This is a genomic window from Gordonia sp. WA4-43 (assembly GCF_020520305.1).
Lineage (GTDB): Bacteria > Actinomycetota > Actinomycetes > Mycobacteriales > Mycobacteriaceae > Gordonia > Gordonia hongkongensis.
Genome location: NZ_CP084736.1, coordinates 1,292,652 through 1,305,625, shown reverse-complemented (window position 1 = coordinate 1,305,625; position 12,974 = coordinate 1,292,652). Strand labels below are relative to the sequence as shown.

The 12,974-nt window shown below is 71.1% G+C and carries 10 protein-coding genes; all 10 read left to right on the top strand.

What is annotated here, in order from left to right; all coding sequences use genetic code 11:
* Nucleotides 1–127 precede the first annotated feature (127 nt).
* The 10 genes from LEL84_RS05825 (at nt 128) to pgeF (ending at nt 12,971) form a co-directional block, all read left to right on the top strand.
* Entirely contained in the window at nt 128–1,774 is a 1,647-nt protein-coding gene (locus LEL84_RS05825; RefSeq protein WP_226513545.1) for a UDP-N-acetylmuramoyl-L-alanyl-D-glutamate--2,6-diaminopimelate ligase, read from the top strand.
* Complete coding sequence (locus tag LEL84_RS05820; protein WP_137808486.1) at nt 1,771–2,256, top strand: UDP-N-acetylmuramoyl-tripeptide--D-alanyl-D-alanine ligase; 486 nt, start codon at nt 1,771–1,773, stop codon at nt 2,254–2,256. Before LEL84_RS05825 ends, LEL84_RS05820 begins: the two co-directional genes overlap by 4 nt.
* A 121-nt stretch (nt 2,257–2,377) precedes the next feature.
* Nucleotides 2,378–3,475, top strand: coding sequence for a phospho-N-acetylmuramoyl-pentapeptide-transferase (mraY, locus tag LEL84_RS05815; protein ID WP_058251712.1), 1,098 nt, complete (start codon nt 2,378–2,380; stop codon nt 3,473–3,475).
* On the top strand, nt 3,468–5,051 hold the full coding sequence (gene murD, locus LEL84_RS05810) for a UDP-N-acetylmuramoyl-L-alanine--D-glutamate ligase (protein ID WP_226513544.1): 1,584 nt from the start codon (nt 3,468–3,470) through the stop codon (nt 5,049–5,051). The genes mraY and murD overlap by 8 nt, the downstream gene beginning before the upstream one ends.
* Nucleotides 5,052–5,056: 5 nt before the next feature.
* A complete protein-coding gene (ftsW, locus tag LEL84_RS05805) occupies nt 5,057–7,057 on the top strand; it encodes a putative lipid II flippase FtsW (protein WP_226513543.1) in 2,001 nt (666 codons plus the stop codon).
* Nucleotides 7,058–7,156: 99 nt separating this feature from the next.
* Nucleotides 7,157–8,347: an undecaprenyldiphospho-muramoylpentapeptide beta-N-acetylglucosaminyltransferase gene (murG, locus tag LEL84_RS05800; protein WP_226513542.1), complete on the top strand. Its 1,191-nt coding sequence runs from the start codon at nt 7,157–7,159 to the stop codon at nt 8,345–8,347.
* A gap of 79 nt (nt 8,348–8,426) precedes the next feature.
* A complete protein-coding gene (murC, locus tag LEL84_RS05795) occupies nt 8,427–9,998 on the top strand; it encodes a UDP-N-acetylmuramate--L-alanine ligase (protein WP_226514255.1) in 1,572 nt (523 codons plus the stop codon).
* On the top strand, nt 9,995–10,696 hold the full coding sequence (locus LEL84_RS05790; RefSeq protein WP_065632300.1) for a cell division protein FtsQ/DivIB: 702 nt from the start codon (nt 9,995–9,997) through the stop codon (nt 10,694–10,696). The genes murC and LEL84_RS05790 overlap by 4 nt, the downstream gene beginning before the upstream one ends.
* A gap of 326 nt (nt 10,697–11,022) precedes the next feature.
* The gene (gene ftsZ, locus LEL84_RS05785; RefSeq protein ID WP_058251716.1) at nt 11,023–12,189 is read left to right on the top strand and encodes a cell division protein FtsZ; all 1,167 of its coding nucleotides are present in this window, start codon (nt 11,023–11,025) and stop codon (nt 12,187–12,189) included.
* Between the two features lie 8 nt (nt 12,190–12,197).
* Complete coding sequence (gene pgeF, locus LEL84_RS05780) at nt 12,198–12,971, top strand: peptidoglycan editing factor PgeF (protein ID WP_137808489.1); 774 nt, start codon at nt 12,198–12,200, stop codon at nt 12,969–12,971.
* Nucleotides 12,972–12,974 lie beyond the last annotated feature (3 nt).

Sequence of the window (12,974 nt, the reverse complement as noted above, 5' to 3'; positions counted from 1 at the left end):
GTCCGACGTCCGAACACCGACACCCGTACCGAGCAGTCCCGCACGACCAGCACAGTCCCGAGGAGCGAGCATGTCCGCTCGCCCGTGGGAAACGCCGAGAGAAGAACCGAGGAGGCGAGGAGCACCGATGGCGTCTCGTCGACCATCACCCGACCGGAGGGGCGGACCCATCCGTCCGCGTGAGGTCGCGCCGACAGCGGTGTCCGTGTTGTCCACCGCCACCGGGGCCCGACTCGACCTGGTCGGCGGCGCCGACGCCGAGACCCAGGTGACCGGGGTCGTCCTGCGGGCGCAGGACGTCCGGCCCGGTGACCTGTTCGCCGCTCTGCCCGGGGCCAGCACGCACGGCGCGAAGTTCGCCGATCAGGCCGTGGCGGCCGGTGCGACGGCCATCCTCACCGACCCCGCCGGCCGGGCCGAACTGGCTCGCGTCCTGCCGCCGGAGACTGCCGTCGCGGTCCTCATCCATCCCGCTCCCCGCACGGTGCTCGGCAATGTCAGCGCCCGCGTGTACGGCAATCCGTCCCAACGACTCAAGCTGATCGGCATCACCGGCACGTCGGGCAAGACCACCACGTCCTATCTGGTCGAGGCCGCCCTGCTGGCCGCCGGGCACTCGGTAGGGCTCATCGGCACCGTCGAGACCCGCGTGAACGGCGTCGCCCAACCGAGTTCGCTGACCACGCCGGAGGCCCCGACCCTGCAGGCCCTGCTCGCGGCGATGCTCGAGGACGGCGTCGACATCGTCGTCATGGAGGTGTCGAGTCACGCGCTGGCACTCGGTCGCGTCGACGGTGCGCATTTCGCGATCGGCGCGTTCACCAATCTCTCGCAGGACCATCTCGATTTCCACCTGACGATGCGCGCCTACTTCGACGCGAAGGCCCAGCTGTTCGTCCCGTCCGCCCCGACGCACGCGGTCCGGGCGGTCGTGTGCGTCGACGACGAGTGGGGTCGGCGGATGGCCGAGCTCGCCCGGCGGCCGGGCGAGGCCGCCCATCTGCAGCCGGTCCTGGTATCCACCGGGCCGACGCCGGCCCACTGGCAGGCGGATGACTCGTCGCTCGCCGACGACGGCTCGTCACGCACCCCGTTCACCGAGCCGGACGGCGAGCACGAGCTCCTCATCCCGCTGCCCGGCCGGTACAACGTGGCCAACGGGCTCCTGGCCGTCGCCGTGGCACACGCCGCCGGCGTGCCGGTGCCCACCGCACTCGAGGCGGTCGCGTCGGTAAGCGTCCCGGGACGCCTACAACGCATCGATCGTGGACAGCCGTTCCTGGCCCTCGTCGACTACGCCCACAAGCCGGGCGCGATCGAGGCGGTGCTGGCAACACTGCGCGGGCAGACGACCGGACGGGTGGCCATCGTCGTCGGTGCCGGCGGCGATCGCGACACCGGGAAACGGCCGCTGATGGGGGAAGCGGCCGCGCGCGGTGCCGAACTCGTGGTCGTGACCGACGACAACCCGCGTACCGAGGACCCGGGTGCGATCCGGGCCGAGGTGCTCGCCGGTGCACAGGCCGTGCCCGGAACCGAGCGCCCCCGCGGCGCGGAACCGATCCGGGAGATCGGCGATCGCGCCGCCGCGATCGAGGCGGCCGTCGCCTGGGCACGGCCCGGCGACATCGTGCTGGTCGCCGGCAAGGGACACGAGGCAGGACAGGAGATCGACGGCGTGAAGCATCCGTTCGACGATCGGGAGGTCGTCGCCCGCGCGCTCGAGTCCCGGGCAGGCGTCGCTCCGGGTGCGGTCGCGGAGGGCGAACGATGACCACCGGAGCGGTCACGGTCATCCGCGGCGATGCGCCGGTGTCGGTCGACGACGCCCGCCGGCTGATCCGGCGCCTCGCCGAGTCCGCCGGCGCCGGCCGCACCTGGGCGGTCATCGCCGAGCTGGCCTCGCCGGCCGACCTGACCGAGAACCAGCGCGTCGTCGAACACGATCTGCTGGGTCGCCTGGCGGTCCGGCTGGCCGTCGACAAGACTCTCTGCGTGGGGGATTCACGATCGGTGCACGCGCTGCACCAGGGCGCGGTCATGGAGGGTTCGTGGGGTGACGAGGCGCGCATCGTCGAGTCCGTCGACGCCGCCGCCCGACTCGCCGACACCGAACCGGACTGGCGGCCCGCCGCCGGCGACGTCATCCTGCTGGCCGCGGCCGGCGCCGATCTCGACTCGGTGATCACCGCGTGGTCCGAGCGGGGCGGATGGCGGGTCGTCGACGCCCCGGCCGGCGACGAGGCGGCGCCATGAGCGCTCGGGTGCGGGTGAAGGGGCCGACGATGCTCCTCCGCCTTGGGGTGCCAGGCAGGTTCGGGAAGATCGCGGCCGGGAACAGACCGGTCGCGTACGGAGAGGATGCGGGGGCAACGCGGTGACACAGATACTCCTCGCGGGGGCGATCGCGATCGCGGTGTCGATCCTGCTGACGCCGGTCCTCATCAAGGTGTTCTCCCGGCAGGGCTTCGGGCAGGAGATCCGGGTCGAGGGCCCGCAGAGCCACCAGACCAAGCGCGGGACGCCGTCGATGGGCGGCGTCGCGATCCTGGCGGCACTCTGGGCCGGCTATTTCGGCGCCCACCTCGTCGGGGTCTTCACCGACGCCGGGAACGGCCCGACCGCCTCCGGACTGCTCGTCCTGGGGCTGGCGACCGCGTTGGGCGTCGTCGGGTTCCTCGACGACATCATCAAGATCCGCAAGCATCGCAACCTCGGTCTGAACAAGACCGCGAAGTCGATCGGGCAGTTCATCGCCGCCATCCTCTTCGGCATCCTGGTGCTGCAGTTCCGCAACGACTACGGCTACACGCCCGCGAGTACGAACCTGTCCTACGTCCGCGACATCGATGCGATCACGCTGGGGTCGGTCGTGTTCGTGGTGTTCTGCTGGCTGGTCGTCGCGGCCTGGTCGAACGCGGTGAACTTCACCGACGGGCTCGACGGCTTGGCCGCCGGCTCCATGGCGATGGTCCTGGGCTCCTACGTCCTGGTCACCTTCTTCCAGTTCGTGAACGCCTGTGCGGGCGGCGCGAAACCGCCGAGCGAGATCCCCACCGGCTGCTACCAGGTCCGTGACCCCCTCGATCTCGCGCTCATCGCCGTGGCCGGCGGTGGAGCGTGCCTCGGCTTCCTCTGGTGGAATGCGGCGCCCGCCAAGATCTTCATGGGCGACACCGGCTCGCTCGCCCTCGGCGGCATGCTCGCCGGTCTGTCGATCACCACGCGGACGGAGTTGCTGGCGGTCGTCATCGGCGCGCTGTTCGTCGCCGAGATCATGTCGGTCGTGATCCAGATCGCCTTCTTCCGGACCACCGGTCGTCGCGTGTTCCGGATGGCCCCGTTCCATCACCACTTCGAACTCGGTGGCTGGGCGGAGACCACGGTGATCATCAGATTCTGGTTGCTCACCGCCATCGCCTGTGCGCTCGGCCTGTCGCTGTTCTACGGCGAGTTCCTGACCACCAATGGCTGATCAGCCGGAAGCGAGTCCGACCCCCGGGGGGCCCGACCCGCGCGCCCTGGCCGGCCGGACCGTCGTGGTCGGCGGGGCCGGGACCGCGGGGTTGTCCGCCACCCGGTTCCTGGTGACGCTCGGCGCGCATGTCCTGCTCGCCGACGACCGGTTCGCCGGTGCTGACGCGCCGCCCGTCGACCGGAACGCCGCGGCCGCGGCGGTCGCCGGGGTCACCGAACTGATGTCGCAGGGCGTCGAACCGGTCGCCGTCGCGGATCTGCTCACCGGTTCCGGGCGACTGGCGACGGCCAAGGTCGTGATCGTGTCACCCGGCTTCGCGCCCACCCACCACCTGGTGGCGGCCGCGGCCGCCGCCGGCGTACCGGTCTGGGGCGAGGTCGAACTGGCCTGGCGCGTGGACGTCGCGGGACTGCTGGGCGAACCACGCACCTGGCTTGTCGTGACCGGCACCAACGGCAAGACGACGACCACGTCGATGCTCGCCGGGATCGTCGAGGCGTCGGGCCGCAGGGGTGCGGCCTGTGGCAACATCGGGCTCCCGGTGCTCGACGCGATGCAGGCCGAGCCCAGGGTGGACGTGCTGTGCGCCGAACTGTCGTCATTTCAGCTGCATTGGGCGCCGTCGGTCCGTCCGCATGCGGGAGTCGTGCTCAACGTGGCCGAGGATCACCTCGACTGGCACGGGACCTTCGAGGCGTACGCACTTGCCAAGGCGGGAGCGCTGCGCGGTGCGGTGAGTGTCGTCGGACTCGACGACCCGGTCGCGTCCGGCCTGCCCGCCGCGGGCCGCCGCATCGGTTTCACGCTGCGCGAGCCGCAGCCCGGACAACTCGGCGTCGCGGACGGTGTGCTGATCGACCGCGCCTTCGACGCGGGCCGGTTGTACGACGCCGACGAGGTGCGCCCGGCCGGACCGTCGGGTGTCGCCGATGCGCTGGCCGCGTCGGCTCTCGCGCTCGCGGCCGGCATCGGGCCGGAGGCGATACGGGCGGGGCTGGCGTCCTTCCGGCCGGCCGGTCATCGCGGCGAAGTCGTCGCCTCGCGGGACGGGATCGACTTCGTCGACGACTCCAAGGCCACCAACCCCCACGCCGCCCAGGCGGCGGTCGCCGCCTTCGACCGGGTCGTGCTGATCGCGGGCGGTCTGCTCAAGGGTGCGTCGATGGACGAGATGCTCACCGCGGTGGGCAGTCGGCTGGCCGGGGTGGTCGCGATCGGCCGTGACCGAGACCTGGTGATCGAGGCGATCGCGCGACACGCCCCAGAAGTCCCAACAGTCACAGTATTCACAGGGGACGATGGCACGGTGAACGTGCATCGTCCGGGACAGGCCGGTCCCCAAGCCTCAGCAGTTGATCTCCCGGGGACGGGCTCCTCGACATCGGTGGCGGTCATGGACCGGGCCGTCGAGGAGGCGTGGGTGCTCGCGGAGTCGAGCCCGTCCGCGCCCGACGCCGTGCTGCTCGCCCCCGCGGCGGCCTCGCTGGACATGTTCGCCGGATACGGCGCGCGCGGTGACGCTTTCGCCGCCGCCGCGCGTCGGATCGCCGGCTCGCCCGACACCGGACGCTGAGTCGGATGAGCAGCCGCAACCCGGCCGCGGACAACGACCCCGTCGACGATGCCGACGACCGCAGCGGTCTCGACGGCGTCGGAGACGATGGTGTCGCTGCCGACAACGGGAGCGCTGATGTCGAGACCGGCGGGGACACCGGTGGCCGGACGCGCACGAGAGACGAACGGTCGGGCGTGAAGCGCGGCACCGGCGCCAGGTCGGCACGGGACGACGCCTCGGGCCGCTCCGCGGGTGCGGCAGCAGCGACTGCCGCGTCGATCCCCGCGATCGTGCTCGACGCCATCCGCAACCTGTTGGCGCGTCCGCTGGCGTCCTATCAGCTGATCCTCACGATGTCGTTCCTGCTCACCACATTCGGCCTGGTGATGGTCCTCTCGGCGTCGTCGGTCGAGGGGTATTCCAAAGAGGGATCGGCGTACGGGCTGTTCGCCACGCAGGTGATCTTCGCCCTGCTCGGCCTGGTGGTCTTCTACTTCATGCTGCGGATTCCGGTGCGGTTGCTCCGACGGTTCGCCGCTCCCGCGATGTTCGTCGCGGTGGTGCTCCTGGCGCTGGTCCTCATCCCCGGCGTGGGCACGCTCAGTCAGGGCGCACGCCGCTGGTTCGTCATCTACGGCCTGTCGGTGCAGCCGTCGGAGCTGGTGAAGGTCGCGTTGTGTATCTGGGGTGCGCACCTGCTGGCCTCGCGCCGGCGGGACAACGCCTCCCTGCGCGAGCTGCTGGTCCCGCTCGTCCCGGTGGCCATGCTCGTGTGCCTGCTCATCATCCTCGAGCCGAACCTGTCCACGACGATCACCATCGCGATCATCGTCGGTGCGCTGTTGTGGTTCGCGGGACTGCCGGTCAAGGTCTTCGTCTCGTTCGCGGTGTCCGGCATCGCGCTCGCCGTGATCCTCGCCCTGGCCGAGGGCTACCGCTCGCAGCGCGTGATGAGCTTCCTCGGCAACGTCGACGACCCGCAGGGCGCCGGCTACCAGGCGCGCCAGGCGACCTACGCGCTCGCGAACGGCGGGGTCTTCGGCGTGGGCCTCGGCCAGTCGAGTGCCAAGTGGAACTATCTTCCGAACGCGCACAACGACTTCATCTTCGCGATCATCGGCGAGGAGCTCGGGCTGCTCGGCGGGCTCATGGTGGTGTTCCTGTTCGTCGTCCTCGCCTACATCGGCTTCCGGATCGCATCCCGGTCGACCGATCCCTTCCTGCGCCTGATGTCGGCGACCATCACGGTGCTGATCACCGCGCAGGCGTTCATCAACATCGGCTACGTCATCGGATTGCTGCCGGTGACCGGAATCCAGCTGCCGCTGATCTCGGCCGGTGGCACGTCGACGCTGACCGTCCTCGCGATGCTCGGTCTGCTCGCCAACGCCGCGAGGCACGAACCCGAGGCGGTCGCGACGCTGACCGGCGGGTCGCCGAGCCGCGTGGCACGGTGGCTGCGCCTGCCGACGCCGGTGGCCTACCGGCAGACACGGGCGGAGTCGCTGCGCGATCGACTGGACCAGCGTCGCACGGCCGGTCCGCGTCCGACGGCCGGTGCGGGTCGCGGCGGCCGAGGGCCGCAGTCGCGTCGCCGTCCGCCGAGCGGGCCCGCGCCGTCGGCCGATGCCGGACGTGGCCGTCGACGCTTCCCGTTGCCCTGGCGGCGTGCCGCCGAGACGTCGCAGCGGCGTGCCGCCCCGTCGTCGCAGTCCGCGCGGGACGATCGGCGGCAGGGCCGGTCGTCGACGCGATCCGGTGCCGGCGACACCCGAGGGGCCCGGTCGGCGGCCTCCGGCCGGGCGGGTGTCCCGCGCGGGCGGGTCCGGCCGGGGACTTCTTCGCGGAGCGGCGTCGACTACGGTGTCGGGTATCGGGGGAGCGGGTCGTATGTACGCGGCGCCGGGAGCGGAGCGAGCGGGCCGTATGTACGCGGCGCCGGGAGCGGAGCGAGCGGGCCGTATGTACGCGGCGCCGGGAGCGGAGCGAGCGGGCCGAATGTACGCGGCGCCGGCCGTCGGTGACCGGCGGTGGGAGCGGCTGAGGTGCGGGCCCACGACGGGAGATCTCCCGGCCGGGAGCCCGCGAATGAGATCGAAAGCTGAAATGGAGTGACGACGCCGGTGAGTTCGGGTGCGGTACAAGCTGATACGACCGGACGGCCGAGCGGCCGGCCGTTGTCGGTGGTCGTCGCGGGCGGCGGCACGGCCGGTCACATCGAACCCGCCCTCGCCGTCGCCGACGCGGTCAGCCGCATCGATCCGACGGCCCGTATCACGGCGCTGGGTACGAGTCGGGGCCTCGAAGTCGATCTCGTCCCGGAACGCGGATACGACCTGCAGCTGATCCCGCCGGTGCCGTTGCCGCGCAAACCCGGCCTCGACCTGGCGCGCACCCCCGGTCGTCTGCTGGGTTCGGTGGCCGCCACCCGCAAGGTTCTCGACGAGGTGGACGCCGACGTGGTCATCGGTTTCGGTGGTTACGTCTCAGTGCCGGCGTACCTCGCGGCGCAGATGCACCTGCGCCGACGCAATCGGATCCCGATCGTCATCCATGAGGCCAATGCCTCGGCCGGCATCGCCAACAAGGTCGGTGCCCGCTTCGCCGATCGGGTCCTGGCGGCGGTCGACGGTTCCGGGCTCGATGCGACGGTCGTCGGAATCCCGGTGCGCGGTGTCCTCGCCGAACTGGACCGGCCCGCCCTGCGGGCGAAGGCGCGCCACTACTTCGGACTCGACGACGACGCTCCGACGCTGCTCGTCTTCGGCGGCTCGCAGGGCGCGCAACGACTCAACGACGCCGTGTCGGGCGCGGCGAAGACATTGGGTGAGGCCGGCATCGGCGTGCTGCACGCATACGGTCCCAAGAACTCGATCGACCCCGCCGTCGTCGATGACGGGCCGCCCTACCGCGCCGTCGGGTATCTCAAACGGATGGATCTCGCGTACGCCGCCGCGGATCTCGTGATGTGCCGGTCCGGCGCGATGACCGTCGCCGAGGTGTCGGCGACCGGGTTGCCCGCGATCTATGTCCCGCTGCCGCACGGGAACGGCGAACAACGACTGAATGCGCTCCCGGTCGTGGAGGCGGGCGGGGGACTGCTCGTCGACGATGCGACGGTGGACGCGGACTGGGTTGCCCGCGAAGTGCCTGCGCTGCTGACGGATTCGGCTCGGCTGCACGAGATGTCGATCGCTGCCGCGGGCACCGGGCATCGGGACGCCGCGGCGGCGGTGGCCACCGCCGCCATCGAACTCGCGCAGGATTTCCGGGCTGGACGTCGTCGCGGTGGGAGGTCGGCCCGTGAACGATGACGCCGTGAGCGAAGCGACGGAGAGGGACGAGGCGGCGTCGGCTCCGGGGTCGCTGCCCGATGAACTGAGCCGCGTCCACATGGTCGGCATCGGCGGCGCCGGGATGTCGGGGCTGGCCCGGATTCTGCTGGCCCGCGGGGGACAGGTGTCGGGGTCGGATGCCAAGAACAGTCGCGGCATCCTCGAACTCCGGACCCGCGGCGCCCGGGTGCAGGTCGGGCATGATCCGTCGGCGCTCGACCAGATCCCCGGTGGCCCGTCTGTCGTGGTGACCACTCACGCCGCGATCCCCAAGACCAATCCCGAACTCGTGGCGGCACGGTCGCGCGGTATCCCGATCCTCCTGCGGCCCCGCGTCCTGGCCCAGCTGATGGCGGGTCAGCGCAGCCTGCTGATCGCGGGCACCCACGGCAAGACCTCCACGACCTCGATGGCGGTCGTCGCGCTGCAGCATGCCGGGACCGACCCGTCGTTCGCGATCGGCGGCGAGCTGAACGAGTCGGGGACCAACGCCCACCACGGTGGAGACCCGATCTTCGTCGCCGAGGCCGACGAGAGCGACGGCTCCCTGCTGGAGTACACACCCGACGTCGTCGTCGTCACCAACATCGACGCCGACCACCTCGACTTCTTCGGTTCCATCGAGGCATATGTCGAGGTGTTCGACCGGTTCGTCGCGCGCATAGCGGGCGGCGGGTCGCTCGTCGTGTGCCTCGACGACCCGGGCTCGGCCGCCCTGGCCGGCCGCGTCGCCGAGTCGCTCACCGCGCGCGGGGTGGAGGTCCTCGGTTATGGACGGGGGACCCACGCCGCGCTGGCGCCGACCGTCCGCAACGTCGCGACCATGACGTCCTGGCAGCCGCGCGGAGGCGGCGGAGCCGCCACGGTCCGGTTCACCTCGCCGCTCTGCCCGGATGTCGAGGATCGACCGATCGTCCTCCCGCTCCCGGGCGAGCACATGGCGCTCAACGCGATCGCCGCGGTGATCGGTGCCGCCCGGGTGGGTGCGCAGCTCGGCGTCGCAACATCCGACGCATCGACCGGGGCCGGGCGGCTCGATGGCATCGTGGCCGGGATCGGCGCGTTCGGCGGTGTCCACCGCCGCTTCGAGTTCCGCGGCCGGCGCGGCGGCGTCGAGGTCATCGACGACTACGCCCATCATCCGACCGAGGTGCGGGCCGTGCTCTCGGCGGCGCAGGACATGGTGTCCGCCCGCGGCGGGCCGAGCGGTTCGCGCGGGCGCGTGATCGCGGTGTTCCAGCCGCACCTCTACTCGCGGACCGTCGAGTTCGCCGACGAGTTCGCCGCTGCTCTCGACCTCGCCGACGCAGTCGTCGTCGCCGATGTGTACGGGGCCCGTGAGGCCCCGATCCCGGGAGTCAGCGGGCGCACGATCTCGGACAAGCTGACCGTGCCGGGGATTTTCGCCCCGGACCTGTCGCGGCTGGCCGCGCAGGTCGCGCGACTGGCGCGGTCCGGGGATGTCGTGCTGACCCTGGGGGCGGGCGACATCACCATGCAGGGTCCGGAGATCCTCGACGCCCTGGCCTCGGCCTCGACGACCGCCGACACCGCCACCGTGACCGGTTCGGGCGCGACTCCGACCGACGGCCCGGCGGACTCCGACGGCCGGACGGGGCGGGTGTCGTGATCCGCTGGCCGCAGCGCCGCCGGTCGCGCGTGGTCCTCGGCACGCTCATGGTGGTCGCGGCCGGCGTCGGATTGGTGCTCATCGCCTACCTCACGCCGCTGATGTCGGTGCGCGGCACCGACGTCCGCGACAACGGGTCGATTCCGGCCGACGAGATCCTGCGGGTCGCGGCAGTGCCGTCGGGCACCCCGCTGCTGCAGGTCGACACCCGGGCGGTCGCGCAGCGCGTCGCCACCATCCCGTCCGTCGAATCGGCGCGCGTGCAGCGGAGTTACCCCTCGTCGCTGACCATCACCGTCGTCGAGCGGGTCCCGGTCGTGATCGTGAACAACGGCGACGACGTCCACGTGCTCGACAAGTCCGGGGTGGCGTTCCTCGACTACGACCGCACGCAGGGCGTCCCGCCCGAGGTGCTCAAGCTCCCGGTTCTCGACACCCCGAACCCGGGGCCGGCGGACCCGACCACCAGGGAGACCATCGCGGCGGTGGCGGGCTTGCCCGAATCGCTGGCGCGGCAGGTCATCCGGGTGACCGCGACCTCGCCGGTCGACATCGAGTTCACGCTGTCGGAGAAGCGCACCGTGGTGTGGGGGGACAGCGACCGCGGCGCCGAGAAGGCCCGCACACTGACGCATCTGCTCACCCGCGAGGCGCGGATGTACAACGTGTCGAGTCCCGAGTTCCCGGCCTATCGCTGACCGCACGCGGATCCGGCCGACCCCGAATTCTCCGGTCGGGGTGGCGCGGACCCGCGTGACGGAACCGGACGACCCCCGTGGGGCGGCGAAAAGCTGAGGGTTCCGGCGGATTTCGCCACGACTTCCCGACACGCCGAGCGCGGATCTGGATACCGGGGCCCGCGATGCCTAGCGTCATCACCACAACGAGTTACTTGACATAACTCTAAATCTATGGTTCAGGTTTAGGGTTTGTCGCGAGCGGGACGTGGACCGGCCGGTTCACACAGGACATATCGAGACCAGAACTCGAACAACGAGATCGACCACACAAGGAAGGCGAGCGCATGACGCCACCGCACAACTACCTGGCCGTCATCAAGGTCGTCGGCATCGGCGGTGGCGGCGTGAATGCCGTCAACCGCATGATCGAACAGGGACTCAAGGGAGTCGAGTTCATCGCGATCAACACCGACGCCCAGGCGTTGTTGATGAGCGACGCCGACGTCAAGCTCGATGTCGGGCGCGACTCGACACGGGGTCTCGGCGCCGGTGCCGATCCCGAGGTCGGTCGCCGCGCCGCCGAGGACGCGCGCGACGAGATCGAGGAACTGCTCAAGGGCGCCGACATGGTCTTCGTGACCGCGGGCGAGGGCGGCGGGACCGGAACGGGTGGTGCACCCGTGGTCGCGTCGATCGCGCGGAAGCTCGGTGCGCTCACCGTCGGCGTGGTCACCCGGCCGTTCGCCTTCGAGGGCAAGCGGCGCGGCGGACAGGCCGAGGCGGGCATCACCGCTCTGCGCGAGTCCTGCGACACGCTGATCGTGATCCCGAACGACCGTCTGCTGCAGCTCGGTGACGCGCAGGTCAGCCTGATGGACGCGTTCCGCAGTGCCGACGAAGTGCTCCTCAACGGCGTGCAGGGCATCACCGACCTCATCACCACGCCGGGCCTGATCAACGTCGACTTCGCCGACGTCAAGGGCGTCATGAGCGATGCCGGCAGCGCGCTGATGGGCATCGGTTCGGCCCGCGGCGAGGAGCGTGCGCGCAAGGCCGCCGAGTCCGCGATCAACTCGCCGCTGCTCGAGGCCTCGATGGAAGGCGCCCGTGGTGTGCTGATCTCGATCGCCGGTGGCAGCGACCTGGGTCTGTTCGAGATCCACAACGCCGCGACCCAGGTGCAGGAGGCCGCGCACGAGGACGCCAACATCATCTTCGGCACGGTGATCGACGACAACCTCGGTGACGAGGTCCGCGTCACGGTCATCGCCGCCGGTTTCGACGGTGGCTCACCCAAGAAGCGGACCGACGTCCCGGCCGCCGCGGGGCGTTCCGCGGTCGGTCAGGGCCAGGCCGGCGCCGTGGCCTCGCCGCCGAAGAACGATCCGCTCTTCGGGGACATGCCGAAGGGTGCGGGCGATCCGTTCGAGCAGGAGCCGGAGCCGCCCCGCCGCAACACCGTTCGGCTCGACGACGACGATGTCGACGTGCCGTCGTTCATGAAGCGCTGAGCCCGCGCATGCGGGTGCGTCGTGTCATCACCACCCGTGCCGGCGGGGTCTCGGTGTCACCGTACGATTCGTTCAATCTCGGTGATCACGTCGGAGACGATCCGGAAGCCGTGGCGGCGAACAGGATTCGGCTGGCCGAGCAGATCGGGGTGGCGGCCGGGTCGGTGGTCTGGATGGAGCAGATCCACAGTCGCAACGTCACCGTGGTCGACGGACCGGTTCCCGAGCCGGTGCCCGCCACCGACGCGCTGGTCACGACCACGCCCGGTCTCGCCCTCGCCGTGCTGTCCGCCGACTGCGTCCCGGTACTCCTCAGCGACGACGACGCCGGTGTGATCGCGGGGGTCCATGCGGGCCGCGTCGGCGCCCGGATCGGCATCGTGCCCGCCACCCTGCGCGCAATGGTCGAACTCGGCGCCCGGATCGGGTCCATCGGCGCCTTCCTCGGTCCTGCCGCGAGCGGAGACCACTACGAGGTGCCCGCCGACATGCAGGCCGACGTGGAGAAGCATCTGCCGGGCAGCGCCGTGCGTACCAAGAAGGGCACGGCCGGTCTCGACCTGCGTGCCGGCTTGCGGCGGCAGTTGCTCGAGGCCGGCGTCGCCGGAGTCGCGGTCGACCCGCGGGACACCATCGCCGACCCGAGCCTGTTCAGCCATCGCCGGGGCGCACCCACGGGCCGCCTGGCCTCGGTCATCTGGATGGACCCCGATGGCGATGCACACGGCGACGATGCACACGGCGACGATGCACCCGGTGAGCGGCGCCCGCTCGGGGAGTGACCC

Coding starts and splice junctions, on each gene's coding strand:
- LEL84_RS05820 (WP_137808486.1), top strand. CDS start 1,771: ATGACCACCGGAGCGGTCACGGTCATCCGCGGCGATGCGCCGGTGTCG.
- ftsW (WP_226513543.1), top strand. CDS start 5,057: ATGAGCAGCCGCAACCCGGCCGCGGACAACGACCCCGTCGACGATGCC.
- murD (WP_226513544.1), top strand. CDS start 3,468: ATGGCTGATCAGCCGGAAGCGAGTCCGACCCCCGGGGGGCCCGACCCG.
- murC (WP_226514255.1), top strand. CDS start 8,427: ATGGTCGGCATCGGCGGCGCCGGGATGTCGGGGCTGGCCCGGATTCTG.
- ftsZ (WP_058251716.1), top strand. CDS start 11,023: ATGACGCCACCGCACAACTACCTGGCCGTCATCAAGGTCGTCGGCATC.
- pgeF (WP_137808489.1), top strand. CDS start 12,198: ATGCGGGTGCGTCGTGTCATCACCACCCGTGCCGGCGGGGTCTCGGTG.
- LEL84_RS05825 (WP_226513545.1), top strand. CDS start 128: ATGGCGTCTCGTCGACCATCACCCGACCGGAGGGGCGGACCCATCCGT.